The organism is Nocardioides sp. Z35_8 (genome assembly GCF_059621125.1).
Genome location: NZ_JCAQIE010000001.1, coordinates 609,536 through 633,747 on the forward strand (window position 1 = coordinate 609,536; position 24,212 = coordinate 633,747).

23 protein-coding genes and 1 tRNA gene are annotated in these 24,212 nt (G+C 73.0%); 13 read left to right on the forward strand and 11 right to left on the reverse strand.

Annotated features, from left to right (window positions below; translation table 11 throughout):
• Positions 1-40 precede the first annotated feature (40 nt).
• The 3 genes from AC54T2_RS02920 to AC54T2_RS02930 all read left to right on the forward strand — a co-directional run bounded on the left by AC54T2_RS02920 (position 41) and on the right by AC54T2_RS02930 (position 1,894).
• Positions 41-814, forward strand: coding sequence for an SGNH/GDSL hydrolase family protein (locus AC54T2_RS02920; protein WP_496665477.1), 774 nt, complete (start codon positions 41-43; stop codon positions 812-814).
• A gap of 42 nt (positions 815-856) precedes the next feature.
• Positions 857-932: transfer RNA gene (locus AC54T2_RS02925), tRNA-Gly, on the forward strand.
• A 335-nt stretch (positions 933-1,267) separates the two neighbouring features.
• Positions 1,268-1,894 carry a DUF2461 domain-containing protein gene (locus AC54T2_RS02930; protein ID WP_496665478.1) on the forward strand — a complete coding sequence of 209 codons (627 nt, stop codon included), beginning with the start codon at positions 1,268-1,270 and terminating at the stop codon, positions 1,892-1,894.
• Positions 1,895-1,929: 35 nt separating this feature from the next.
• On the opposite strand, the gene AC54T2_RS02935 is transcribed toward AC54T2_RS02930, so the two are convergent.
• Both AC54T2_RS02935 and AC54T2_RS02940 read right to left on the reverse strand, forming a co-directional pair.
• Positions 1,930-2,388 carry an RrF2 family transcriptional regulator gene (locus AC54T2_RS02935; RefSeq protein WP_186339431.1) on the reverse strand — a complete coding sequence of 153 codons (459 nt, stop codon included), beginning with the start codon at positions 2,386-2,388 and terminating at the stop codon, positions 1,930-1,932.
• Positions 2,389-2,501: 113 nt separating this feature from the next.
• Entirely contained in the window at positions 2,502-3,401 is a 900-nt protein-coding gene (locus tag AC54T2_RS02940) for a sulfite exporter TauE/SafE family protein (protein ID WP_186339432.1), read from the reverse strand.
• Between the two features lie 273 nt (positions 3,402-3,674).
• On the opposite strand from AC54T2_RS02940, the gene AC54T2_RS02945 reads away from it, so the two are divergent.
• From AC54T2_RS02945 to AC54T2_RS02965, 5 genes are all read left to right on the forward strand, one after another.
• Positions 3,675-5,549, forward strand: a complete 1,875-nt coding sequence (locus tag AC54T2_RS02945; protein WP_186339433.1) for an acyl-CoA dehydrogenase — start codon at positions 3,675-3,677, stop codon at positions 5,547-5,549.
• Between the two features lie 218 nt (positions 5,550-5,767).
• Positions 5,768-6,658, forward strand: coding sequence for an ABC transporter ATP-binding protein (locus AC54T2_RS02950; RefSeq protein ID WP_186339434.1), 891 nt, complete (start codon positions 5,768-5,770; stop codon positions 6,656-6,658).
• Positions 6,655-7,452: an ABC transporter permease gene (locus AC54T2_RS02955; protein ID WP_241005245.1), complete on the forward strand. Its 798-nt coding sequence runs from the start codon at positions 6,655-6,657 to the stop codon at positions 7,450-7,452. Before AC54T2_RS02950 ends, AC54T2_RS02955 begins: the two co-directional genes overlap by 4 nt.
• The gene (locus AC54T2_RS02960) at positions 7,389-8,504 is read left to right on the forward strand and encodes a sensor histidine kinase (protein WP_496665479.1); all 1,116 of its coding nucleotides are present in this window, start codon (positions 7,389-7,391) and stop codon (positions 8,502-8,504) included. Before AC54T2_RS02955 ends, AC54T2_RS02960 begins: the two co-directional genes overlap by 64 nt.
• Complete coding sequence (locus AC54T2_RS02965) at positions 8,501-9,106, forward strand: response regulator transcription factor (protein WP_186339436.1); 606 nt, start codon at positions 8,501-8,503, stop codon at positions 9,104-9,106. The genes AC54T2_RS02960 and AC54T2_RS02965 overlap by 4 nt, the downstream gene beginning before the upstream one ends.
• A gap of 27 nt (positions 9,107-9,133) precedes the next feature.
• On the opposite strand, the gene AC54T2_RS02970 is transcribed toward AC54T2_RS02965, so the two are convergent.
• On the reverse strand, positions 9,134-9,346 hold the full coding sequence (locus AC54T2_RS02970; RefSeq protein ID WP_186339437.1) for a DUF6458 family protein: 213 nt from the start codon (positions 9,344-9,346) through the stop codon (positions 9,134-9,136).
• Positions 9,347-9,535: 189 nt separating this feature from the next.
• The gene (locus AC54T2_RS02975) at positions 9,536-11,227 is read right to left on the reverse strand and encodes a carboxypeptidase regulatory-like domain-containing protein (RefSeq protein ID WP_496665480.1); all 1,692 of its coding nucleotides are present in this window, start codon (positions 11,225-11,227) and stop codon (positions 9,536-9,538) included.
• Positions 11,228-11,399: 172 nt separating this feature from the next.
• Between AC54T2_RS02975 and AC54T2_RS02980 the strand changes: the two genes are divergently transcribed.
• Both AC54T2_RS02980 and AC54T2_RS02985 read left to right on the forward strand, forming a co-directional pair.
• On the forward strand, positions 11,400-12,239 hold the full coding sequence (locus AC54T2_RS02980) for a maleylpyruvate isomerase family mycothiol-dependent enzyme (RefSeq protein WP_496665481.1): 840 nt from the start codon (positions 11,400-11,402) through the stop codon (positions 12,237-12,239).
• Positions 12,236-13,162 carry an oxidoreductase gene (locus AC54T2_RS02985; RefSeq protein WP_186339440.1) on the forward strand — a complete coding sequence of 309 codons (927 nt, stop codon included), beginning with the start codon at positions 12,236-12,238 and terminating at the stop codon, positions 13,160-13,162. The genes AC54T2_RS02980 and AC54T2_RS02985 overlap by 4 nt, the downstream gene beginning before the upstream one ends.
• Here AC54T2_RS02985 and AC54T2_RS02990 read toward each other — a convergent pair.
• The 5 genes from AC54T2_RS02990 to AC54T2_RS03010 all read right to left on the reverse strand — a co-directional run bounded on the left by AC54T2_RS02990 (position 13,159) and on the right by AC54T2_RS03010 (position 18,439).
• Entirely contained in the window at positions 13,159-14,661 is a 1,503-nt protein-coding gene (locus AC54T2_RS02990; protein WP_496665482.1) for a PQQ-binding-like beta-propeller repeat protein, read from the reverse strand. The two genes, AC54T2_RS02985 and AC54T2_RS02990, sit on opposite strands and share 4 nt — an antisense overlap.
• Before the next feature lie 75 nt (positions 14,662-14,736).
• Positions 14,737-14,991: a hypothetical protein gene (locus AC54T2_RS02995; protein WP_186339442.1), complete on the reverse strand. Its 255-nt coding sequence runs from the start codon at positions 14,989-14,991 to the stop codon at positions 14,737-14,739.
• A 198-nt stretch (positions 14,992-15,189) separates the two neighbouring features.
• Positions 15,190-15,420: a hypothetical protein gene (locus AC54T2_RS03000; RefSeq protein WP_206054446.1), complete on the reverse strand. Its 231-nt coding sequence runs from the start codon at positions 15,418-15,420 to the stop codon at positions 15,190-15,192.
• 622 nt (positions 15,421-16,042) lie between these two features.
• Positions 16,043-17,275 (reverse strand): fatty acid desaturase family protein, encoded by a 1,233-nt coding sequence (locus tag AC54T2_RS03005; protein ID WP_186339443.1) that lies wholly within the window; start codon positions 17,273-17,275, stop codon positions 16,043-16,045.
• Positions 17,276-17,308: 33 nt separating this feature from the next.
• Positions 17,309-18,439, reverse strand: a complete 1,131-nt coding sequence (locus tag AC54T2_RS03010) for a ferredoxin reductase (RefSeq protein WP_186339444.1) — start codon at positions 18,437-18,439, stop codon at positions 17,309-17,311.
• 103 nt (positions 18,440-18,542) lie between these two features.
• Between AC54T2_RS03010 and AC54T2_RS03015 the strand changes: the two genes are divergently transcribed.
• Entirely contained in the window at positions 18,543-19,724 is a 1,182-nt protein-coding gene (locus tag AC54T2_RS03015; protein WP_186339445.1) for a PucR family transcriptional regulator, read from the forward strand.
• A 91-nt stretch (positions 19,725-19,815) separates the two neighbouring features.
• On the opposite strand, the gene AC54T2_RS03020 is transcribed toward AC54T2_RS03015, so the two are convergent.
• Positions 19,816-21,315 (reverse strand): amidohydrolase, encoded by a 1,500-nt coding sequence (locus tag AC54T2_RS03020; RefSeq protein ID WP_496665483.1) that lies wholly within the window; start codon positions 21,313-21,315, stop codon positions 19,816-19,818.
• Between the two features lie 62 nt (positions 21,316-21,377).
• Between AC54T2_RS03020 and AC54T2_RS03025 the strand changes: the two genes are divergently transcribed.
• A complete protein-coding gene (locus AC54T2_RS03025) occupies positions 21,378-22,031 on the forward strand; it encodes a hypothetical protein (protein ID WP_186339447.1) in 654 nt (217 codons plus the stop codon).
• 26 nt (positions 22,032-22,057) lie between these two features.
• Positions 22,058-22,687, forward strand: a complete 630-nt coding sequence (locus AC54T2_RS03030) for a hypothetical protein (RefSeq protein ID WP_496665484.1) — start codon at positions 22,058-22,060, stop codon at positions 22,685-22,687.
• Positions 22,688-22,696: 9 nt separating this feature from the next.
• On the opposite strand, the gene AC54T2_RS03035 is transcribed toward AC54T2_RS03030, so the two are convergent.
• The gene (locus tag AC54T2_RS03035) at positions 22,697-24,196 is read right to left on the reverse strand and encodes a serine/threonine-protein kinase (protein ID WP_496665485.1); all 1,500 of its coding nucleotides are present in this window, start codon (positions 24,194-24,196) and stop codon (positions 22,697-22,699) included.
• Positions 24,197-24,212 lie beyond the last annotated feature (16 nt).

Consider the following 24,212-nt stretch of genomic DNA (forward strand, 5'->3'; position numbering starts at 1 on the left):
CACCCGTCGGCCACTGGGGAGGGGGTCGCACAATGGCTCGGTGACCTTCCACCGCTACGTCGCCCTGGGCGACTCCTTCACCGAGGGCGTCGGCGACCCCGACCCGACCCGGCCCAACGGCCTGCGCGGTTGGGCCGACCGGGTCGCCGAGGTGCTCGCCCGGCAGACCGACGACTTCGGCTACGCCAACCTCGCGATCCGTGGGCGCAAGCTCGGCGCCATCATCGACGAGCAGCTCGACGTGGCCCTCACCCTCGAGCCCGACCTGGTCACCATCCACGGCGGCGGCAACGACGTGCTGCGACCCCGCGTCGACATCGACGCGCTCGCCCGGACGTACGACGAGGCGATCGCGAGGCTCGCCGCCACGGGCGCCCGCGTGGTCATGTTCACCATGGTCGACCCCGGCAGCGGCGGCATCTACGGACCCGTGCGCGGGCGGATGGCGATCTTCAACGAGTGGGTGCGCGAGATCGCCGACCGGCACGGCGCGACCATCGTCGACATGTGGCGGATGCGCGACATCGAGATCGGCAGCGTCATGGACACCGACCGGATGCACCTCAACAGCGCCGGCCACACCCACATGGCGCACGCCGTCCTCGAGGCCATCGGCGTGGAGCACGGCTTGGAGCCGGTCACCGTCGAGCCGCTGCCCGTCCGCGGCCGCCGCGAGACCTGGGCCGCCAACGCCCAGTGGACCCGAGAGTTCCTCGCGCCCTGGGTGCACCGGCGCCTCACCGGGCGCTCGTCCGGCGACAGCGTCACAGCCAAGCACCCCACCCTCTCGCGGGTCGGGTCGGACACTGCCTAGCCCGGTCCGGTAGCATCTGGCCCGCTGTCCCAGGACGGCACTGCGGATGTAGCTCAGCTGGTAGAGCGCGACCTTCCCAAGGTCGATGTCGCGAGTTCGAATCTCGTCATCCGCTCCATTCCATCCATATCTCCCCCGTGATCGCGCGCCGAGCGCGACGCTCCGCGAAACGTCGATGTCGCGAGTTCGAATCTCGTCATCCGCTCCACATCTCCTCCTCCCCGGCCGACAGACCGCGCCGAGCGCGACGCTCCGCGAACGTCGATGTCGCGAGTTCGAATCTCGTCATCCGCTCCACATCTCCCCTTCCCCTACAGGGCGAGGGCGCGCCGAGCACGACGCTCCGCCGACGTCGATGTCGCGAGTTCGAATCTCGTCATCCGCTCCACATCTCCTCCTGACCGCGCCCCTCGGCTGCGGGCGGACGTGCGCGGTCGGCTAACGTCGCACCGCGTGAGCTTCACCGGATTCCCCGTCGCCGCGCTCGACTTCTACGACGACCTGGAGATGGACAACACCAAGTCCTTCTGGGAGGCCAACAAGCACGTCTACAAGGAGTCGGTGGAGGCGCCGATGAAGGCGCTGATGGCCGCCCTGGAGCCCGAGTTCGGCACCGCCAAGGTGTTCCGGCCCTACCGCGACGTGCGGTTCGCCAAGGACAAGACGCCCTACAAGACCCACCAGGGCGCGTTCGTCGCGGCCGGACCGCGCACCGGCTGGTACGTCGAGATCTCGCCGCGCGGCACTCGCGTCGGCGCCGGCTTCTACGACGCCGACGGGCCGACGCTCGCGGCGATCCGCGACGCGATGGCCGACGACACGACCGGACCTGCCCTCGACCGGCTGCTGCGCAACCTGGAGCGGGCGGGCTTCGAGGTCGGCGGCGACCAGCTCAAGACCTCGCCCCGCGGCTACGACGCCGACCACCCGCGCATCCACCTGCTGCGGCGCAAGCAGCTGTTCGTGGGGCGGTCCTACGGCTTCGAGGCCGACGCCATCGGCGCCGGTCTCGTCGACCGGGTCCGCGAGGACTGGCGCGCCCTGCGGCCGCTGATCAGCTGGCTGCGCGCGGTCGACTGAGCCGGCCGCGTCGGGCGTACGTCAGGGCCCGACCGTCAGTGCGGCTGCCAGGCGTCGTCGTCGCGGGTCAGTGCGGCGACGCCCTCGGGGAGGGTGCCGTCGGCGAGCTGCTGGATGGTGACCTGCTCGAAGACCATCCGCAGCGAGTGGCGCGCGGCGATCCACACGTGCTGCAGCACCTTGGCGCTGTCGTCGTACTCCACCGCCTCGGGGCGCAGGCCGTAGACCGAGACCAGCGGGCCGTCGACCGCGCGGATGACGTCGGCGACGGTGACCGACTCGGGTTTGCGGGCGAAGCGCCACCCACCGGACTGGCCGCGCTGCGACACCACGATGTCGGCGCGTCGCAGGTCGGCCAGGATCGCCTGGAGGAAGCCGTGGGGGATGCCCTGCGCCTTGCCGAGCTGCTCGGCGCTGACGGCGGTCCCGTCGGCGCGCACCGCGATCTCGATCAGGGCCCGGAGGGCGTAGTCGGCTTTGGCGGAGACGCGCATATGCCCAGTTTGTCAGATATGTCGGCAGAGACAGTGCGCTTGCCCGACGTGCGGCGTCGGAGGACGTACGCCGGCCGCCCGGGAACGGGCGCCGGCGTGCGTCGATCGACGGGTCAGGCCGTCGTGGGCTGGAGCTCCTCCTCGGCCAGTGCGGCCTTGGACAGCCGCTCCTGCTTGACGGCCCAGACGATCGCGGAGACCCAGAGGACGAAGATGACCGCGGCGGTGACGGCGGTGGCGACACCCGGGGCGCCGATGGAGTCGAGCAGCGTCTTGGAGTTGGTCAGGATGATCAGGCCGCCCGCCGCGGTGCCGAGCACGCGGGCCGGGAGCTTCTTGACCAGCCACGCGGCGACGGGCGCGGCGATCACGCCACCGGCGAGGAGGGCACCGGCGTAGCCCCAGTTGATGCCGGCGGCGCCGAGCCCGAGGAGGAAGCCGAGCGAGCCGCCGACCGCGACGACGAACTCCGAGGTGTCGATCGAGCCGACGACCTTGCGGGGCTCGAGGCGACCGCTGGAGAGCAGCGAGGTGGTGCCGACCGGGCCCCACCCGCCGCCGCCGACGGCGTCGAGCGTGCCCGCGACCAGGCCCATCGGGGCCAGGAACGCCGCGGAGGGGTGGCCCTTGAACGTCGGGCGGGCGCCGCCGAGGCGCAGGAAGCGGTAGACGACGTAGAAGCCGAGGCTGAGCAGGATGATCGCGACGATCGGCTTGGCCACCGCCGCGTCCATGTTGGACAGGAGCGTCGCGCCGGCGAAGGCGCCGACGAAGCCGGGCACCGCCAGGATCGACACCGTGCGCCAGTCGACGTTGCCCAGCTTGTGGTGCGAGGCGCCGGACACCAGCGAGGTGCCGATCTCGGAGAAGTGGACGGCGGCCGAGGCCGCTGCCGGTGCCACACCGGCCGCGAGGAGCAGCGTCGAGGACGTCACGCCGTAGGCCATGCCCAGGGATCCGTCGATGAGCTGGGCGATGAGGCCCACGACGCCGAGCACGATGAGCTTGCGCATGCGCAGCTCCTTCCGGTTCTGGGGACGGCTGCGACGCGGTCGCGGGCCAGGTCGAGCGGGTCTGGTTTGTCAGGTGAAAGACTAGACATACATGGAGTGATAGACAAAATCGACATGGCGCGGCGGCGTGTCGCCCTTCCCGACCACGCCCGGAGCGCTCGGCGAACGTGACGTTCGCCCGATCGTGTTGCGCGGCGCCGCCCGGCGAGGCATCATCTTGTTACTGGCGAGTAGGCACTCGCCCCCGATCCCGCGACCTGACAGGTGGAAGCTGTGAGCCACTACAAGACCAACCTCCGAGACATCGAGTTCAACCTCTTCGAGATGCTCGGCCGCGACGAGGTCCTCGGCACCGGACCCTTCAGCGAGATCGACGCCGAGAGCGCCCGCGAGATCCTGCGCGAGGTCGAGCGGCTCTCCCGCGAGGACCTCGCCTCGTCCTACGAGGACAGCGACCGCAACCCGCCGGTCTTCGACCCCGCCACCCACACCGCGCCGGTGCCCGAGTCGTTCAAGCAGAGCTACCAGGCCTGGATGGACTCGGAGTTCTGGCGCCTGCAGGTCCACGAGGAGCTGGGCGGCACGCCGGCCCCCTCGTCCCTGGTCTGGGCCCTCGGCGAGATGGTGCTCGGCGCCAACGCCCCCGTGTGGATGTACGCCGCCGGGCCGGCGTTCGCCAACGTGGTCCACCGCAACGGCAACGACCGCGACAAGGCCGTCGCCCAGTACATGGTCGACCGGCGGTGGGGCTGCACGATGGTGCTCACCGAGCCCGACGCGGGCTCCGACGTCGGCGCCGGCCGCGCCAAGGCCGTCCCCAACGAGGACGGCTCGTGGAACATCACCGGCGTCAAGCGCTTCATCACCAGCGCCACCCACGACATGAGCGAGAACATCATGCACCTCGTCCTCGCGCGCCCCGAGGGCGTCGAGGGCGTCGGCGGCCCGGGCACCAAGGGCCTCTCGCTCTTCTGGATGCCCGAGCAGCACTTCGACCTCGAGACCGGCGAGCTCACGGGCGAGCGCAACGGCGTCTACGTCACCAACGTCGAGCACAAGATGGGCATCAAGGTCTCCAACACCTGCGAGGTGACCTTCGGCGACCCGCAGGTCGGTGGCGGCGAGCCGGCGAAGGGCTGGCTGCTCGGCGAGGTGCACGACGGCATCGCCCAGATGTTCCAGGTCATCGAGAACGCCCGCATGCTGGTCGGCACCAAGGCCATCGCGACGCTCTCGACCGGCTACCTCAACGCGCTCGACTACGCCAAGGAGCGCGTCCAGGGCGCCGACCTCACCCAGGCCGCCGACAAGACCGCCCCGCGCGTCACGATCACCCACCACCCCGACGTCCGTCGCTCGCTGATGACCCAGAAGTCGTTCGCCGAGGCGATGCGCGCCCTCGTCCTCTACACCGCCACCTGGCAGGACGAGGTGATGCTCGCCGAGCACGCGGGCACCGCCGACAGCGACGAGGCCCGCCTCGCCGCCGCGGTCAACGACCTGCTCCTCCCGATCGTCAAGGGCTACGGCTCCGAGCGCTCGTGGGTGCTGCTGGGCACCGAGTCGCTGCAGACGTTCGGCGGCTCGGGCTTCCTGCAGGAGTACCCGATCGAGCAGTACGTCCGCGACGCCAAGATCGACACCCTCTACGAGGGCACCACCGCGATCCAGGGCCAGGACTTCTTCTTCCGCAAGATCGTCAAGGACCAGGGCCGGGCGCTGGGCCACCTGGCCAAGGAGATCGAGGGCTTCCTCGCCTCCGAGGCCGGCAACGGCCGCCTCAAGAACGAGCGGGCGCTGCTCACCACGGCGCTCGAGGACGCCAACGCCATCGTCGGCCACATGATCAACGACCTGATGTCGTCGGCCGAGGAGCAGCGCAACATCTACAAGGTCGGGCTCAACACCTCGCGCCTGCTGATGGCGCTCGGCGACGTCGTCTGCGGCTGGCTGCTGCTGCGCCAGGCCGAGGTCGCGCTGGACAAGCTGGCCGGTGAGGTGTCGGCGAAGGACAAGGCGTTCTACGAGGGCAAGGTCGCGGCCGCGCAGTTCTTCGCGCAGACCAACCTGCCCCGGGTCAGCGCCGAGCGCGCCATCGCCGAGGCCACCACCCTCGAGCTGATGGACCTCGACGAGGCGGCGTTCTGACCGTCGCCTGACCGGGCGTGCGGCGGCGGCCGCCGCCGGCCCGCCGACGGTCCATCAAGGTATGTCGCTCAACCGGCACTTCCCTCGCTCAGCTCATCGAGGGAAGTGCCGGTTCGTCTACGTACCTTGATGGACCAACGCCACGGATGACAGGTGTCACGGGGAGGTCGTGACACGTGGGCGAGGGCCGGGCGCGCCCGGGCCGACAGGGTGGACGCATGAGCACCCCAGCCATCCACGCCACCGGGCTGCGCAAGGCCTTCCGCTCGAGCGACGGCACCCGGGTCGTCGCGGTCGACGACGTCGACCTCACGGTCCACCCCGGCGAGATCGTCGCCTTCCTCGGCCCCAACGGCGCCGGCAAGACCACGACGGTCGATCTGCTGCTCGGCCTGACGACGCCCGACGCCGGCACCTTGGAGGTCTACGGCACCTCCCCCGCGCACGCCGTACGCCAGGGGCGGGTGTCGGCGGTCATGCAGACCGGCGGCCTGCTCAACGACTTCACCGTCGAGGAGACGGTGCGCGCGATCGCCGCCCTGCACGGCCGCTCCGACCGCGTCGCGGTCGTCCTCGGGCGGGCCCGGCTGGACGGCATCGCCGCGCGCAGGGTCGAGGCGTGCTCCGGCGGCGAGCAGCAGCGGCTGAAGTTCGCCCTGGCGCTGCTGCCCGACCCCGACCTGGTCATCCTCGACGAGCCGACCACCGGCATGGACGTCGGCGCGCGGCAGGAGTTCTGGCACGCGATGCGCGCCGACGCCGCGCTCGGGCGCACGATCGTCTTCGCCACCCACTACCTCGCCGAGGCCGACGAGTTCGCCGAGCGCACGGTCCTGATGAACCACGGCCGGATCGTCCACGACGCCGCCACCGCCGACGTGCGGGCGGCGTACGGCGGGCGCACCCTGACCTTCCGCCCCCCGCCGGAGGTCGTCGGCGGCGCCGGCATCGACACCGACTGGCTGGCACGGGTGCGCGAGGCCCTGGCGCCCCTCGGTGTCAGCGACGTCGAGGAGTCCGCCGCCAGCCTCGAGGCCGCCTTCCTCGCCCTCACCGCCGAGCCGTCGCGCGGGACCGACGCACCCGAGCTCGAAGGAGCCACCCGATGACCGCCACGACCCTTCCCGCGCGCGCCGCGGACGACGTACGGCCCGCCCCGCGACCCGAGATGCGCGCCTACGCCCGCCTCGACCTGCGGCGTCAGTTCCGCGACCGGATCGGCATGTTCTTCGTCGTCGGCCTGCCGACGTTCATGTACCTCGTCTTCGGCCTCGGCTCCGACGACCCGGCCGGCAGCGGCAACGTCGCGATGGTCGTGATGATCTCGATGGCCGCCTACGGCGCGGTCACCGCGACGACCACCGTCGCGGGCAGCGCCGCCACCGAGCAGATGATGGGGTGGGGACGCCAGCTCGGGCTGACCCCGATGCGCCCGGTCGCCTTCGTGGTCGCCAAGGCAGCCGTCGCGATGGTGGTGGCCGCCGTCCCCGTCGTCGCGATCTTCGCGATCGGGGCCGCCACCGGCGCCCGCGGCCACTGGACGGACTGGGTGCTGGCCGGCGCGGTGGTGTGGCTCGGCTCGGCGCTCTTCGCGATCTACGGCCTGGCGATCTGCCTGCTGTTCCGCGGTCCCAACGCCTCCGGCATCGCGTCGGGGATGGTCGTGGTGCTGGCCTTCCTCGGCAACGTCTTCGTGCCGATGAGCGGCGTCATGCTCGACCTGGGCCGGCTCACCCCCTTCTACGGCTACCTCGCCCTCGCCCGATTCCCGGTCACCGACGGCTGGCTGATGATGGGAGATCGCGACCCGCTGTGGCTGCCGATCGCTAACGTGCTCGCGTGGACCGTGATCTTCGCGCTGCTCGCGCTGTGGGGCGTACGCCGCAGCCGGGCGCGGACATGACCACGGCGCCGACCACGACGCTCCCGGCCAACCCCTGGGAGAGGTGGGGCTGGGCGTTCGCGGCCATCTGGCTGGTCTTCCTGGTCTTCCCGGTCACCTCCGTCGCGGCTGCCGACGTGCCGGTCGCGGTCAAGGTGGCCGCCTGGCTGTGCATCGCCGCTTTCGCCGTCGCCAACGTGATGGGCTACTCCTGGCGCTGGAACACCTGGGCGTGCCTCGGCGTGATGGTGGCCATGGCCCTGGCCACCCTGCCCGTGATCGGTATGGGCGTCATCTCGTTCACGCCCTACCTCGCGATCCTCTCGGCCCTCGAGCTGCCCACCCCGTGGTGGAAGTGGGCGGTGGGCCTGTGGGCGGCGTTCCCGCTCCTGTCGTTGCTGCAGATCGACGACTTCCCACCCTTCTTCTTCCTCGTGCTCTGGCCGATCATGATCGGCGCCGTCATGCTGCGCATCTTCGGCGAGCGCGAGGAGCTGTCCTACCGCGCCCTGGGCGAGCACGCCGTGGTCGCCGAGCGCGAACGGGTGGCTCGCGACGTGCACGACGTGCTCGGGCACTCCCTCACCGCGCTGTCGGTCAAGGCCGAGCTCGCCGCCCGGCTGATCGACCTCGACCCCGCCCGCGCCAAGCAGGAGCTGGAGTCGATCCAGAGCACGGCGCGCCAGGCGCTCGCCGAGGTGCGGGCGACCGTCGGCGGGCTGCGCGCCGGCAACCTCGACGACGAGCTGGCCGCCGCTCACCTGGTGCTGGCCGACGCCGGTGTCGCCACGACGATCGAGGGCTCCGTGGCCGACACCGACCCACGGCACCGCGCGCTGCTGGCCTGGGTGCTGCGCGAGGCGGTCACCAACGTCGTGCGCCATGCGCAGGCGCGCACCGTGGTCATCGAGCTGAGCCCCGACGGCATCGCCGTCACCGACGACGGATCCGGCTGCGACGGCGCCGAGGGCAACGGACTGCGCGGCATGCGCGAGCGGGTCAGCGGCGCCGGCGGCACCCTCAGCATCCGCCCGGCCACCCCCGGCACCCGCGTCGAGGTGGCGCTGCCGTGATCCGGCTGCTGCTCGCCGACGACCAGGCGCTCGTACGCGGTGCGCTGGCGGCGCTGCTCGACCTCGAGTCAGATCTCGACGTCGTGGCCCAGGTCGGCCGGGGCGACGAGGTGGTCGAGGCCGCCCGTGCCTCGGAGGCCGAGGTCTGCCTGCTCGACATCGAGATGCCCGGCCTCAACGGCATCGAGGCCGCCGCGGCCCTGCGGCGCGAGCTGCCGGGCGTGCGGTCGCTGATCGTCACCACCTTCGGCCGGCCGGGCTACGTCCGGCGCGCCATCGAGGCCGGTGCCTCCGGGTTCGTCGTCAAGGACACGCCGTCGCGCCAGCTGGCCGACGCCGTGCGCCGGGTCCACGCCGGGCTGCGGGTCGTCGACCCCGACCTGGCCGCGGAGTCGCTCGTCGACGGCCCGAGCCCGCTGACCGGGCGCGAGCGCGAGCTGCTCACCCACGCCCTCGACGGATCACCGGTGGCCGCGATCGCCGCGCGCGTGCACCTCTCGGAGGGCACCGTGCGCAACCACCTGTCCGCCGCGATCGGCAAGACCGGGGCGACCACCCGCAGCGAGGCGGCCCGGATCGCCCAGGAGCGCGGCTGGCTCTGAGCCGACCGCGTCCCGCACGCCGCCGCCTCACACGTCGCGGCGCTCCTCCACGTGGGTGGTCTTCGACCGCTGGTTGTTCATGACCAGCGCGAGCACGAGCGCCAGGACGCCGGCGATCACCAGGATCCAGCCCACGGTGGTCGGGTCGACGACCTCCTGGACCGAGTCGGGGAACTCCTTGACGGCGAACAGCAGGATCAGGCCGATGACGAGCAGCAGGATGCCGACTCCGATACCCATGACGACTCCTTCGTGAGGGTGGCCCGCGGGGTGCGGGCACGCCCGGCTCGGGGCCGGGCGCTGCCGGAAGCGTAGGGGCGGGCGGCGCCGGATCGGTGGACCCCGACCCGTCGGGGTGCTCGGCCAGGACGCGGCGAGGGCCGGACCCCCGAGCGGGATCCGGCCCTCGCGCACGTGCGGTTCAGCTGGTCAGCGCACCTTGCCGACCTTGATCGTGACGGACCTGGTGGTGGAGGCGGCCTTGGCGGTCACCTTCACCGAGATCTTCGTGCCCTTCATGGCCCGGGTGAGCGTGAGCCTGGACCTGGTGGCCTTCTTGATCTTCTTCTTGCCCGCCAGCCACTGGAACCTGTAGGTCACCGGCGTGCTCGCGCGGAAGACCTTGTCGAGGCCCGACAGCTTGAGGGTCTTGCCCACCTTGGGCTTCCCGCTGACGTCGACACCCGCGAGGATCGCCGCGAGGGCCACGGAGGCGCTGACGACGGGCGGCGTCGGCACCGGCGTCGGCACCGGCGTCGGCACCGGCGTCGGCTCGGGCGTCGGCTCGGGCGTCGGCTCGGGCGTGACGGGGGCGGTGACGGGCGCCGTCGGGGCCGACTCGGCGCGGCCGGAGAGGTGGTCGGCGGCACCGGCGGTGACCCGCACCGTGATCCGCGCCCCGACGTCCTCGGCGGTCGGCACGTACGTGGAGTCGTCGGCACCCTGGATGAGCTGGTCGTCGCGCAGCCACTCGTAGGAGACCACGGTGGGGGTCGGCGTCCAGGTGCCGATGGACGCGGTCAGCGTGGACCCCACGACGGGTGCGCCGCTGATGCTCGGCGCGACGGTGTTGGTCACGGTCGTCTCGGCAGCGTGCTCGCCGGGCACCAGCCTGGCGTCGATGCCCGCTCGTGCGCCGCCGGCAGCGAGGACGACGTCGTCGGCGTTCCGCAGGCGAGCCTCGTCGTTCCAGTACTCGTAGGCGTAGGTGCCCTCGACGTTGGCGCCGAGCTCGATGCGGTAGGTGCCCGCCGCGAGTCCGTCGAGCACGTAGGAGCCGTCCGTACCGGTGCGGCCGCTCCCCACGGGGGTCCAGTCGTCGCCGACCTCGACGAGCGCGGAGATCCACGCGCCCTCGATGCCCGCCCCGGTCGGGCCGGTGACCCGTCCCGAGACCTGGGCGTCGGGCGACAGCTCGGCGTCGATCCCGGCGACCGTCGCCGCCTCGGCGACGACGACGTCCTCGGCGGCGTCGAGGGAAGGTTGGTCGTCGTAGTACTCGGTGGCGTAGGTGCGAGAGCCGACGTCCGCGTTGTCCCTGAACTCCACCCGGTAGGTGCCGGCCGCGAGCCCGTCGATGTCGTAGGAGCCGTCGTCCTGGACGAAGGCCGTCTTGGCCCACTCGTAGGCGACGTAGCCGTGCTCCTCGACCACCTCGTAGGCGGCCGCCACGATGTCGCTCGGGTCGGCGTCTGCGTCCGGACCCGTGACGGTGCCGGTGATGTGCGCGCCGGGAGCGAGCTGGGCGCTGGCCGCGACGGTGCCACCGCTCGGCACGGTGAGGGTGTCCGCGTCGTCCACACGGCGCGCGTCGTCGTAGTACTCCGTGACGTGTCCGGCGTACGTGTCCTCGAAGCGCACGCGGTACTGGCCGGGCGCCACTGCGATCGAGTAGCCGCCGGCCTGATCGGTGTGGGTGCCGGCGACGAGGCTCCAGCGCGCATCGTCGGCGTCGAAGGCGTAGAGGTCGACTCCGGCGTCGTCGAGCGGGCCGTCCGAGCCTGTGACGATGCCCGAGATGGTGCCGTCGGCGGCGTGCGCGGCGGGCGCGAGGCCAAGGACGCCGGCCACCAGCGTGGTCGTGATCAGTGCAGCGGCAGGCCGCCGCAGGCGTGCGTTCATGAAGCTCCCCCACGTCGAAGGACTCGCGCCGCCGATCGGCGCGGTCGATGATCGGGAGAAGTATGGCGACGGGACTCCTCGCGCGGCCGCATGGGGCACGTCCCTCGGATGCGCGCGTCCGGCCGAGCGCCGTCGCTCCGGTGAAACCCTCCCAGCGCCTACTCTGTCCGCCATGGACGACGTGCGGCGCGACCCGCGGACCGACCAGGATCGCCTCGCCGCCCTCGTCACGGTGTGGTGGGAGGCGGTGGATTCCTTCACCCGCCTGCTCGAAGGCATCGGCGAGGACGGGTGGCGCACCCCGACCGACCTGCCCGGCTGGGACGTGCACGCGGTCGCCGCCCACACCGCCCACCTCGAGGCACTGCTGGCCGGCCGCCCCCACGACGAGGGGGAGGTGGGCGATGCCGCCCACCTCCGCGGGGCGATGGGGAGCTTCACCGAGCAGGGCGTGCTGGCCCGGCGCGACCACACGCCCGACGCGCTGATCACCGAGATCCGCGAGTCGGCGACCGCGCGGCATGCCCGGTTGCTGGCCGACCCGCCCACCGATCCGTCCGCGCCGGCGCCGGGCGCCTTCGGTGCCATCGGCTGGACGACCGAGCTGCTCCTGCGCAACCGGCCCCTCGACGTGTGGATGCACGAGCAGGACGTCCGCCGGGCGCTGGACCTGCCCGGCAACCTCGACTCCGCGCCCGCCGTGCACACCACCGACTACCTGCTGGAGAGCCTCCCCTACGTCGTCGCCAAGCGGGCGCAGGCCCCGGTCGGATCCGTCGTACGCCTCGCGGTGTCCGGCCATCCGCCGGCGACCGTCGTCGTGGGCCAGGACGGTCGCGGGCGACCCGCGGGTCCCGGCGACAGCGAGCCGGCCCTCACCCTGGCGACCGACCGCGAGGGCTTCGTGCTGCTGGCGGGCGGCCGACGCGCGGCCGACCGGGTCGACGTACGCCTCTCCGGCGACGCCGCCCTGGGCGAGCGCGTCCTGGCCTCCATGGCGGTGACGCCGTGAGCACCGCCTGGTCCAGCGCCGACATCGGCGACCTGGGCGGTCACACCGCGCTGGTCACCGGACCGACGATCGGCGGCCTCGGCTTCCACACCGCGCTCGAGCTCGCCCGCCACGGCGCGCGGGTGGTGCTGGCCGGGCGTACGCCCGACAAGCTGCGTGCTGCGGCCGACGCGATCGCCGCCGAGGTGCCCGGCGCCGAGACCCCGTCGTTGGTCGTCGACCTCGCCGACCTCGCGTCGGTGCGCCGCGCGGGCGAGGCGGCGGCCGATCTCGGCCCGCTTCACCTGCTCGTCAACAACGCCGGTGTGATGGCCCCGCCACTGCGCCGCACCGCCGACGGGCTCGAGTCGCAGATGGCGACCAACCACTTCGGCCCGTTCCTGCTCACCGGGCTGCTGCTCGACCAGCTGGCGGCCTCCGGCGACGGCAGGGTCGTCACGCTGTCCTCGCAGATGCACCGGGTGGCCCGGTCGGCGCCGGTGGGCGACCTCCGGGAGCCGCGGCGCTACAGCCGGTGGCGCGTCTACGGCCAGACCAAGCTCGCCAACCTGCTCTTCACCCACGAGCTCGAGCGCCGGCTGCGCCGGGCCGACCTGCCCGTGCGCGCGCTCGCCGCCCACCCCGGCCTGGCCGGCACCCACCTCGCGGTCAACGGTCAGCTCGGCACGACGCACGGGCTGCGGGCATCCGTCCTGGACCGGGCCGTCAAGCTGGTCTCGCAGTCCGCCGAGGCCGGGGCGCAGCCGACGCTGATGGCAGCGACGGCCGAGCTGCCCGGTGGGACGTACGTCGGGCCGGGTGGCCCCGGCGAGGCCGCCGGCGCGCCGCGCATCGTCGGCTGCACGCCGCTGGCCCGCGACGAGGACGCGCAGCGCCGGCTGTGGGAGATGAGCGAGGCGACGGTCGGGCTCGCCTGGCCCTAGCGGCGGTCGTGCACCCGGACGATGCCCGACATCGTGCCGGCGTAGGCCGACCCGTCGCGCCCGAGGGTGATCCGCGAGCCGTCGCTGCCGGCGAGCAGCCCCGTGCCGGTGCGCACGCCCCACTTGGTGCGCCCGGTGTGGGCGTCGACGGCCGTGAGGTACCACGCGCTCACGCCGGCTGGTGAGGGCCGCTTGGTCCAGGCGTAGAGCAGGCCGGTGGCGCGGCTGACCACCGCACCGGAGCTGGGCGAGACGACGTCGCTGGTCCAGCGCAGCGTGCACGCGCCGTCGGCCAGGTCGACCCGGGCGATCCCGGACCGGGTGGTGAAGCCGAGCAGCGTGCTGCGGGGCGAGCGGTAGCCGGCGTTGTTGGTCACCGCGACCCCGGATCCGAGGGCCGCGAGCGGACTGTCGGTGGCGCCCTTGCCGGCCTCGAAGACCTCCTGCCGGCACAGGGTGCGCCCGTCGTCGCGGGCGACGAACCGCACACCGAGCCGCTCCTCGACCTCGTCGGTGAGGGCGAGCGCGCCACCGTCGACCAGCACCGGCTCCGACCCGTTGCCGCCGTCGTACGCGCTGCGCCAGGTGGGCTGCGGGGTGCCGTCCTCCCCGGCGACGAGACGGTGGACGGCCTCGTCGGTGACGACGTACGCCGCTCGCGGGTCGACGGCCACGTCGCGGCCGATCCGCTCGCCGAGGTCGGCGACGCCCACCTGGCCGGTGGCCGGGTCGAGCGTGCCGACGAGGCCGGCGTGCGAGGCCCACCAGATGCGACCCGACCAGTCGGGCGCGACCGTGACGAGGCAGTCGCCGTAGGGGACGTAGGGCTTGAGGTCCCAGGTGGCGTCGGTCCCGAGGTCGGGCTCGCCGTCGCGCGCGGTCCGCACCGCGAGCACCTGCCGCTCCCCGGTGACGAGCACGGCGCGGTCGGCGGCGTCGAGGTAGATCGCCTCGCCGTCGCAACCGGCGCCGTCGGGGGCGTCGGGGACGTCGTGCGAGGCGACCGGCCGCAGGGTCTCGGGGTCGATCACCCGCAGGCTGCGGCCCGAGCCCGACGCGCACAGCCCCACGAGGTGCTCGGTCGAGGTGAGCTCGAGCCGGCCGCACCGCTGCAGGCCGTACCAGGCGGTGTCCACCTCGGGCTGGCGGCCCAGCGGTCCCGGGCGGGCGGCCGGGTCGTCGGCGCTGCGGTGCGGATGCTGCGGGACCTCCTCGGCCGGAAGGGGCTGGGCGGACGCCGGGCGTCCGACGTACGACGGCCCGGCCAGGGCGCCGGGTGCCGGCGGCACCGGCAGCCATCCGTCGGGGACCAGCACCACCACCAGGCCGACGGCCAGGAGGGCGCCCGCCGACCGGAGAGCGACGCGACGGCTGACGTGGACGCGGTCCTGGACCCACCACCGGATGCGCGGCACGGCGAGCAGGGCGGCGGCCAGGAGCAGGACGCCCGGTCCGAGCGCGATCCACAGCAGGAGGAAAGCACCGACCAGCCAGACCACCGGGCGACTCTAGGTGAGTCGGACACCCGCGCCCGGGAGGCGCAACGGGGCTGCTCCGATGCGTGGCTCACACCGTCAGTCGGCGGGACGACGCGGCACGGGAGCGGTGAGGGTGAGCTCGGCGAAGGAGCCGTGTGCGCCGGCGCCGCGCAGGTAGACGCGCGAGCGCCGGGGCACGGGCACGCGGACACGGGACGCCTCACGGATCGGGATCACGTCTGCGTCGGCGGCCTCGGACTCCCGCCGGGCGACCAGCCAGCCGGTGACGTGCTCGAGCGACTCGATGCGGCCGGTGAGGTCCACCGGGCGGCTGTCTCGGTCGTGCTTCATCGTTGGGACTCCTCCTGTCACCGCTCGGCTGTCCCCTCGGACAGCCCGGGCCGGAGCCTAGGAGGGATCGGCGGCGAGCAGCCCCGCCTGCGGCAACCCTTCGGGAAGTCTCCCGGACACGGTCCAGACCAGCGGCCCGTATCCCGCACGTCCTGGAGCGGGACGACGCCGGACGACGCCGGGTGCCACCCGGACGGGTCAGCGGCCGGCGTTGCGCGGGTGGTTGCGCGACATCCGCTCGTTGCCGCGGCGGTAGTTGCCGGTGACCCGCGCCATCAGCTCCTGCGCCCCCGCGTCGCCGTCGTCCCCGACGTCGTCGAGGAACCGCTGCGCGGCCGGGCCGCGCAGCACGGTGGCCCGCCGGCCGTGGTGGGTGATGACGACCTCCGGGCCGCGGACCGTGTAGTCGAATCCCTCGGGCGCTGGCACGCGGCCAGACTTCCACATCGGGTCACCGGTGTCGCGGGGATTCGCCACGGTCGTGGCCCACACCTGCGTCGAGTCGGCGCGTCGTGCGCCGGATCCGTGCTCGAGTCGGCGCATCCTGCGTCCTCTGTGGTGAGGATGCGCCCACTCGACCCGCCTCTGTGGTCAGGACGCGCCGACTCGACCCTCCTCGCGGGTCAGGACGTGCCGACTCGACCCGTATCCCGCGCCAGGACGCGCCCACTCGACACGAGAGCCGGGGGTCGTTGCGCCGGGCGGCCCGTGGACCGCCCGGCGTTCGACCCCCGGCTCTCGACCGTCAGCCCCCTGTGCTGTCGGTCTCGGGTGTTCAGGCGACCGGCTGGCGCGCCGTGGCCCCCACGACCACAGCGGCACGCTGCCGAGGCACTGGCGGGCGCGTCTCGGCGCTCGTGTCGTAGGCGGGCTCCCCCACCGCCCCGATGCGGATCATCGCGACACGCCCGTGGTGCTCGTCACCTTGGTGGTGCTCGTGCTCATCTCGTACTCCCCCATGTCGATGCTCACGACAACAAGGATGCGCTCGACCCGGTCCTGATACATCCGCGCTTCCACGGAGGTACAAGACCGGTGCCGGACGGGCGGCTCAGGCGGCCGCGCGGGCCTCGCTCTCCAGCTTGCGGCCGAGCAGGCGGCGGGTGCGACGGTCGCCGGTGGCCATCTTGTAGAGGACCGCGAGCTGCTGCGGCGCGTTCTTCTTGTTGGTCGTGGCGAGCCAGCCGTTGGGGAGCGAGAGGCGGATGACCTTGTGCCAGGCCGAGGCGACCTGCGTCGGCATCGGGCGCGAGCAGTAGGTGAGGTCGTACTTGTCGAACAGGGCCTTCACCTTGGGCGCGATCTCGGCGTAGCGGTTGGACGGCAGGTCGGGGAAGAGGTGGTGCTCGATCTGGTGCGACAGGTTGCCGGTCATCAGGTGGAGGAGCGGGGAGCCTGAGATGTTGGCGCTGCCGAGCATCTGGCGGACGTACCACTCGCCCTTGGTCTCGCCCTCGATCGAGCGCTTCTCGAAGGTCTCGACGCCCTCGGGGAAGTGGCCGCAGAGGATGACGGAGTTGGACCACAGGTTGCGCACCACGTTGGCGGTGAAGTTGGCCGCGAGCGTCGGCAGGAAGGAGCCGGTCGGGATCGAGAGCGCCGGGTGGACGACGTAGTCCTTGGTCGCCTGCTTGCGGATCTTGCCCAGCACGGCCTTGGCGCGGCGACGGAAGTCGGGGTCCTTGGTCTGCTTCTTGGCGATCACCGCGCCGAGCTCGAGGTCGTAGGCGGCGATGCCGTACTCGAAGAACACGGCGTTGATGAAGCACCACAGCGGCTGGCCGAGGTGCGCCGGCGCCCAGGTCTGGTCCTCGTCGACGCGCATGATGCCGTAGCCGAGGTCGTTGTCCTTGCCGATGACGTTGGTGTAGGTGTGGTGCAGCTCGTTGTGGCTGTGCTTCCACTGCTCGGCGGGCGAGGCCATGTCCCACTCCCAGGTCGAGGAGTGGATCTTGGGGTCGCGCATCCAGTCCCACTGGCCGTGGAGGATGTTGTGCCCGATCTCCATGTTGTCGAGGATCTTCGAGACGCTGAGGCCCAGCGTGCCGAGCACCCAGGCGGGCGGGAACGCGCTGAAGAGCAGCACGGCGCGCGAGCCGAGCTCGATCTTGCGCTGGGTGTCGATGACGCGCCGGATGTAGGCCGCGTCGCTCGCGCCCCGGTCGTCGAGGACGTCCTGGCGGATGGCGTCGAGCTCGATGCCGATCTGCTCGATGTCGGCCTCGGTGAGGTGGGCGATCGGGTTGGTCTGGCCGAGCACGGCCTTCTTCTGGATCGTGGTCATGTCGATCTCCTGGTGGGTGTCGGGGAGGTCAGGTCAGTGGTCGATGTGGCACGGGCCGGCGGCGGCGTTGATGCAGGTCTGCACCTTGATGTCGCCCGTCTCGCCGGGCACCGCGGTGGTGATCGCGCCGTTGCGCAGGTCGCGGACGCTGCCCTCGCGCAGCGGGATCACGCAGCCCATGCAGATGCCCATCCGGCACCCGCTCGGCATCAGCATCCCGGCGTCCTCGGCGGCGTCGAGGATGGGCGTGGCACCGTCGACGTCGACGGTCGTGCCGGAGGTGAAGGTGACCGTGCCGCCCTCGCCGGGCTCGACGCGGGCGGTGCGGAACTGCTCGGTGGTCAGCGTCAGGCCGGCAGCCTCGTGGTGGGCGGCGAGGGCGTCGAGCAGGCCCGCCGGCCCGCAGGCGAGCGTCGTACGCTCGGCGAGGTCGGGCACCAGGGCGGCGAGGTCGGCGACGTCGAGGACGCCGTGCTCGTCGTCGTAGCGCGCGACGAGGCGGATGGCGCCGGCGGCGTGGAGCGCCTCGAGGTCGCGGATGAAGATCGAGTGGGGGTGGCTCGGCGCGACGTGGACCACGACGATGTCGTGGACCTCGCTGCGGGCCGGGCGGAGCACGCCCTCGTCGGTGCTCGGGAAGAGGTTGCGCAGCATGCCGATCACGGGCGTGATGCCCGAGCCGGCGGTGACCATGAGGAAGCGGCCGCCCTCGGGCGGGAGGACGAACTCGCCGGCGGCCTGCTCGAGGTGCACCAGCGTGCCGGGGCGCGCCCGGTGCACGAGGTGGTTGCTCACCAGGCCGTCGGGGACGGCCTTGACGGTGATCGAGATGCGGCCGTCGGCGCGCGGGCCGTGGGTGAGGGAGTAGGCGCGCCACTGGCGTACCCCGTCGACGTCGATGCCGATGCGGAGGTACTGGCCCGGGACGTGCCCGGCCCAGTCGGCGCCCGGGCGGATCACGATGGTGGCGGCGTCGGCGGTCTCGGGGTGGATCGACTCGATGCGCCCGCGCAGGTCGGCACCCGAGCGCAGGGGCGCGAAGAGGTCCATGAAGTCGGACGGCAGGTAGGGGGTGGTGGCCGCCTCGGCGACGCGGACGAGCTGGTCGGCCAGTCGACGGCTCCGGGCGCCGCCGCGTGCGGGCGGTTCGAGAGTCGTGGTCATGACATCCAATGTGTCCGATCGCGGCCCCTGCTTCCTGCCCCTCGCACGTGAATCGGGGCTATGCTCTTGTTCGCTGCGAACAAGACTCGCCTCAGGAGGGCCAATGGCGACCCGCCCCGTGCGTCCGGCCACACAAGTGCCCACCGTCGTGGGGCTCGACCCCGAGGTGGCCGCGGCCCTGCGCTCGCGACTGGCCGAGGTCGCCGACCGTGCGGTGCTCACCATCGTCGACGAGGTGCCGAGCTATGCCGGGGCGTGGAGCGGGCGGATGGGCGAGGTGATCCGCAACGCCGTGCAGCTCGCCCTGGGTGGCTTCCTGACCCTCGCCACCCGCCAGGACGCCGAGGCACCCAAGGCCCCGGCGATCGAGGGCGCCTACCAGCTCGGGCGCGGCGAGGCGCGCAGCGGGCGCACCGTGGAGGCGCTCCTGGCCGCCTACCGCATCGGCGCGCGCGCCTCGTGGCGCGACATGGCCGACGTCGCGGTGGAGGCGGGCGTCGACGCCGGCCAGCTCGCCAGCTTCGCCGAGCTGGTCTTCGCCTACATCGACGAGCTGTCCGCGGCCTCCGTCGCCGGGCACACCGACGAGCTCGAGAGCAGCGGGCGCGTCCGCCAGCGCAACCGCGAGCGGCTGGCGCGCGCGCTGCTCACCGGCGCGCCGGCCGACGCGGTCAACGCCGCCGCCGAGCGGGCCGACTGGGAGCCGCCCGGCGCGCTCACCGCAATCGTGCTGCCCGAGTCGCAGGTCTCCCACACGTTGACCGCCCTCGACCCGCGCACGCTCCACCCCAACGACGACGTCCCGGGCCTGCGGGAGGGGTACGCCGCGCTGCTCGTGCCGACGACCGGCTCGGCCGCCTCCCGCCGCACGCTGCTCCACTCGCTCCGCGGCACCGACGCCGTCGTCGGCCCGGCCGTGCCCTGGCTCGACGCGGTCGCCTCGCACCGCCGGGCGCTGCGTTGCACGGCACTCGGCGTCCACGGGCTCGTCGACTCCGACGACCACCTCGCGTCCCTGGTGCTGACAGCCGACCCGTCCGCGCGCGCCGACCTGCGCGCCCGCGTGCTCGCGCCACTCGCCGACCTGCGCCCGTCGACCGCCGAGAAGCTCACCGACACCCTGCGCAGCTGGCTGGTGCACCACGGGCGACGCGACGCGGTCGCCGAGGAGCTCTTCGTGCACCCCCAGACCGTGCGCTATCGCGTCGGCCAGCTCCGCGAGGTCTACGGCGACCGGCTCGAGGACCCGGCGTTCGTGCTCGAGGCGACGCTGGCGCTGGCCTGAGGGCACCGACCTCGCGAAGACCGTGATCCTGGTGGATCCGAGCCGCCCGGTGGCTCGGATCCACCACGACGTGCCGGGAGACCCCGCCGCGTCAGGGGCGCGCGTACGCCGGCTCGCCGGCGACCCAGGTCGCGACGACGTGGTCGCCGAAGGCCCGCAGCCGCCGGGCGTGCTCGCGGTCGGACGCCCCGTCGAGCGGGTCGGCGTCGAGCAGCACGAGGTCGCCCGGGTGACCGACGGCGACCGTGCCCCAGCCGTCGGTGGACGCGGCCAGCGCCTCGCGGGCGGTGATCGACTGCTCGGGGTGCCACGGCTCGCGGTCGTCGCCGGAGCGGTGCACGGCGCTGGCGATCGCCAGCCACGGGTCGAGGGGGGAGACCGGGGCGTCGGAGCCCAGCACCACCTCGACGCCGTCGTCGAGCATCCAGCGCAGCGGGAAGCACCGCTCGGACCGCCCGGGCCACAGCCGGTCGGTCACGTCGCGGTCGTCGAGCAGGTGGGCGGGCTGCACGCTCGCGCGCACGCCGAGGCGCGCCATCCGGCGTACGTCGTCGCGGGTGGTGAGCTGCACGTGCTCGACGCTCCCGCGGGCACCGGTCTCCTCGAACGCCGCCAGCGCCTCGGTCACCGCGCGGTCGCCGATGGCGTGCACGGCCACCTCGAGGCCGCCCGCGGCGGCTCGGGCCAGCAGCGCGCGCAGCTCCTCGGGCGACTGATTGGGCTGACCCTCCTCGAAGCCCGGGACCGCCTTCTCCGCGTAGGGCTCGCAGCACCAGGCGGTGCGGGTGTTGAGCGAGCCGTCGCTGATGATCTTGAGCGGACCCATCGTCAGCCGGGGGTCGCGGTCGAGCGGGTCACCGGAGCGCAGGCCGCGGGAGAGCACGTCGTCGAGGCCATCGGCGTAGCAGGCGTGGCGGATCCGCAGCAGGTCGGCGCCCCCGGCCCACCGGGCCACCCAGTCGCCCACCCCGCCGCTGAACTCCAGGTCCACCAGCCCCACCACCCCCATCGCGGCCGCGGCCTCCATCGAGCGCCGGTAGGCCTCGGGCCCGGTGCCGTCCTGGCCCAGCACCGAGGCCAGCCGGCCGTAGGCCATGAACCACTCGGCCTCGCTCACCACGCTGTCGCGGATCGGCAGGGCGAGGGCGTGGAGCGCGATGGTGTTGAGCCAGCCGTGATGGCCGTCGCCGGCGATGAGGACGATGGGCTGGTCGGTGCCGATCGCGTCGAGGTCGGACACGGTGGGGTTGTCGGGCCAGGCCGTCGGCCGGTGCCCCCACCCGATGACCGGCAGGTCCGGCCACTGCTCCAGGCGCTCGCGCACGAGCGCCACGGCGTCCTCGGCCGAGCGCGCCGGCGCGAGGTCGAGCCGCGCCGAGGCGAGCGTCCACTGGCCGAGGTGGACGTGCTGGTCCCAGAGGCCGGGCATCAGCCAGCGCCCGCCCGCGTCGTAGGTCGGCCCGTACGTCGACTCGTCGCCGGTCGGCAGCGCGCGGCCGACCTCGACCACCCGGCCGCCGTCGAGGCGTACGTCGACCGGCCCGGGCGCGGTCTCGGTGAGGGCGACCAGGCGGGTGTCGCGGATCAGCATGGCGCCACCGTAGGAGGTGCGTCGGAGCGCGCGACACCCGCCCGGCTGACATGATGACCGGCGTGGAGTGGCGGGGGCTCATGGCGTTGGTCGCGCTCCTGGCGCTCGGCGTCGGGGGCGGCTACGTGGCGTCCGCGCAGGCCCGCGACGACTCCATCGGCACGGGCGTCGCCTCACCGGTGCCGGCCCGGGCGCCGGACATGCCGGTCGAGGCCCCGCGCCCCTTCGCCGACGACCCCGACGACCCCCGGCTGGAGCCGGGCATCGAGATGCGGCCGGCCACGCTCGGCACCGGCAAGTTCGAGATCACCTTCCCGGCGCCGGTCGGCTGGACCACCAACGCCAACGCGAGCAACGAGTGGAAGTGGAAGAAGCCCGGCACGTCCAACAACACCTACGTGATGCGCATCGAGCAGATCGACAGCCAGGACATCACCATCGAGGCCGCCATCAACATCCGCGAGGTGCGGCTGCGCGCCGAGCAGGACGACGTGGTGATCCTCGACCGTGGCGCGGACACGCTGGAATACACCTATCGCAGCAACGAGGGCAACGCCCGCTACAGCTTCATGCGCTGGCTCGACCTCGACGCCAGCGGCCAGGCCGACGTGGAGATCGTCGTCCACGGACGTGAGCGCGACATCCCGGGCGCCCGGGACCTGATCCGCCGGGTGGGCGACGGGATGCGGGGCGCCGGCGGCGGGCCTGTCGGCTGAGCGGTCCCGGCCACTAGGTTGGGCCCGTGAGCTGGCGGGGGACGGCGGTCCTGGTGGTGGTGCTCGCCGGCGGAGCGGCGGCCGGCTTCGGCGCGTCGTGGGCGCTCGGCGAGAACCCGCCCGGCGGGGGCACCGCGTCACCCGTCGCCGCCTCGCCGAGCCTGCCGATCGACCCCGTCCCCGAGCTGCTGCCCGACCCGGACATGCCGCCGCTGGCGCCGGGCATCGCGCTGGTGCGGCAGTCGGTGGGCACGGGCAGCTTCCGGATGACCCTGCCCGTGCCGAAGGGGTGGTCGTTCTTCGAGCACTCGCTCAACGAGTGGCAGTGGCGACCGTCCGGCCAGCCCGACTTCGGCTACGTCCTGAGGGTCGAGCAGGTGCTGAGCAACCGGCGATCGATCGAGTGGACGCTCGACCGGCGCCTCGCCGAGCTCCGCGAGGACGAGAGCAACGTCGAGGTGATCGCGCAGACCAGCGACAGCCTGCACTTCAGCTTCGTCGCCGCCAACCACCTGCGCCACGGCCACCTGCGGTGGCTCGACCTCACGGGATCCGACAACGCACAGGTGGAGATCGCGGTCACCGGCCGCAAGGCCGACGACCCCGGGATGGCGCACCTGATCGCGCGGGTGGGGTCGGGGATCGAGCTCGGCTGAGCCCCCGGCTCAGACTCCGAACGCCTGCACGGAGTCGAGCACCCGCCGGGCGACGCGCTGGTCGTTGCTGCGGATCTGCACCCAGAGGAGCTCGTTCTGGTTGACCCGGATGACCCGCTCGACCATGAAGTCGACGCCCGGGCACCCGCTGAAGAACACCGTCATGGTCTCGTCGTCCTTCTCGTCGAAGTAGGGACCGCGCTCGACCGGGCACTCCGCGTGGCCCGGCACCCGCGAGGGCAGCTTCTCGCCGGGCAGGATCGCGACGAACACGCCCTCGCCCGGGTCGTCGGCGGAGTTCCACCCCGCCCGGGTGCCGGACGCGACCGACGGCTGCTCGGCGCGTCCGTCGACGGGTGTCCACTGCTCGGGGTCGACCTGGGCGGTCCACGCCTTCGGGACGGTGAGGGCGATCGTCCCGGTGACGTCCTCGATGGTGCGCTCCGAGGTGGTCTCGCGCTCCAGCGTCCACCCGGCGCCGGTGCCGGCGACCAGCGCCAGCGCCGCTGCCGCCACCCAGGGCCACCGGCGGCGCGGGCGCGGCGCGGGGTCGGAGTCGGGGCCGGAGTCGGGGCCGGAGTCGAGGTCGGGGTCGGCGTCGGTCGTCGCCCCATCCTGTCCGGTCAGGCGCGAGGCGCGGGTCAGCTCGGGGTCGGCGGGGATCCAGGGAGCGGGCGTCTCGTCGAGCTCGCCGGGCTCCTCGCCGAGTGCCTGCGCCAGTGCCGCGGTGAACGACGCGACGTCGGGGAAGCGGTCGTCGCGGTCCTTGGCCAGGCCGCGGAGCACGACCGCGTCCGCCGCCGGGTTGTCGATCCCCAGCGGCTCGGGCGGAGTCGGGTTCTCCGCGGCCGCCAGGCTCGCGTGGGCGTAGGGCCGGCGACCGGCCAGGAGGTGGTAGGTCAGGGCGGCGAGGGAGAACTGGTCGGCGCGCGCGTCGAGCCCTTCGCCGAGCGCCTGCTCCGGCGCGACGTAGGAGGGGGTGCCGCCGGCCATCGTGAGCCGCGAGGACATGTCCATCGCCTTGCCGAGACCGAGGTCGCCGAGCATCGCCACGATGTGCGGGGAGCGGCCGCTGTCGACCGTGCGGAAGAGGACGTTGCCGGGCTTGACGTCGCGGTGCAGCACGCCCCGGTCGTGCAGCGCGGTGAGCCCGCGCCCGATCTGGGTGATCACCGAGAGCGCCTGTGCGCGCGACAGCGGCGCGAGGTCGAGGCGGTCGTCGAGGGTGCCCTGGTCGGCGTACGCCATCACCAGGTAGGGGCGGCCGTCGTCGAGCTCGCCGGCGTCGTAGACGGACACGACGTGGGGCGACTCGACCTTGCGGAGGAAGCGGCCCTCCTCGAGGAAGCGCTGGCGGATGTGGTGGTCGCCGGTCCAGTTGTCCGCGAGGACCTTGATCGCCACCGCCGAGTCGAGGTGCTCGTCGTAGGCCAGCCAGACCGTCGCGAACGCTCCCGCCCCGATGCGGCGGCGCACCGGGTAGCGACCGAGACGAGTGGGAGCGGACACCCGGGCATTATCGTGC

Coding starts and splice junctions, on each gene's coding strand:
- AC54T2_RS02995 (WP_186339442.1), bottom strand. CDS start 14,991: ATGAAGCACGACCGAGACAGCCGCCCGGTGGACCTCACCGGCCGCATC.
- AC54T2_RS02955 (WP_241005245.1), top strand. CDS start 6,655: ATGACCGCCACGACCCTTCCCGCGCGCGCCGCGGACGACGTACGGCCC.
- AC54T2_RS02970 (WP_186339437.1), bottom strand. CDS start 9,346: ATGGGTATCGGAGTCGGCATCCTGCTGCTCGTCATCGGCCTGATCCTG.
- AC54T2_RS02950 (WP_186339434.1), top strand. CDS start 5,768: ATGAGCACCCCAGCCATCCACGCCACCGGGCTGCGCAAGGCCTTCCGC.
- AC54T2_RS02980 (WP_496665481.1), top strand. CDS start 11,400: ATGGACGACGTGCGGCGCGACCCGCGGACCGACCAGGATCGCCTCGCC.
- AC54T2_RS02940 (WP_186339432.1), bottom strand. CDS start 3,401: ATGCGCAAGCTCATCGTGCTCGGCGTCGTGGGCCTCATCGCCCAGCTC.
- AC54T2_RS02935 (WP_186339431.1), bottom strand. CDS start 2,388: ATGCGCGTCTCCGCCAAAGCCGACTACGCCCTCCGGGCCCTGATCGAG.
- AC54T2_RS02975 (WP_496665480.1), bottom strand. CDS start 11,227: ATGAACGCACGCCTGCGGCGGCCTGCCGCTGCACTGATCACGACCACG.
- AC54T2_RS03005 (WP_186339443.1), bottom strand. CDS start 17,275: ATGACCACGATCCAGAAGAAGGCCGTGCTCGGCCAGACCAACCCGATC.
- AC54T2_RS03010 (WP_186339444.1), bottom strand. CDS start 18,439: ATGACCACGACTCTCGAACCGCCCGCACGCGGCGGCGCCCGGAGCCGT.
- AC54T2_RS03015 (WP_186339445.1), top strand. CDS start 18,543: ATGGCGACCCGCCCCGTGCGTCCGGCCACACAAGTGCCCACCGTCGTG.
- AC54T2_RS03020 (WP_496665483.1), bottom strand. CDS start 21,315: ATGCTGATCCGCGACACCCGCCTGGTCGCCCTCACCGAGACCGCGCCC.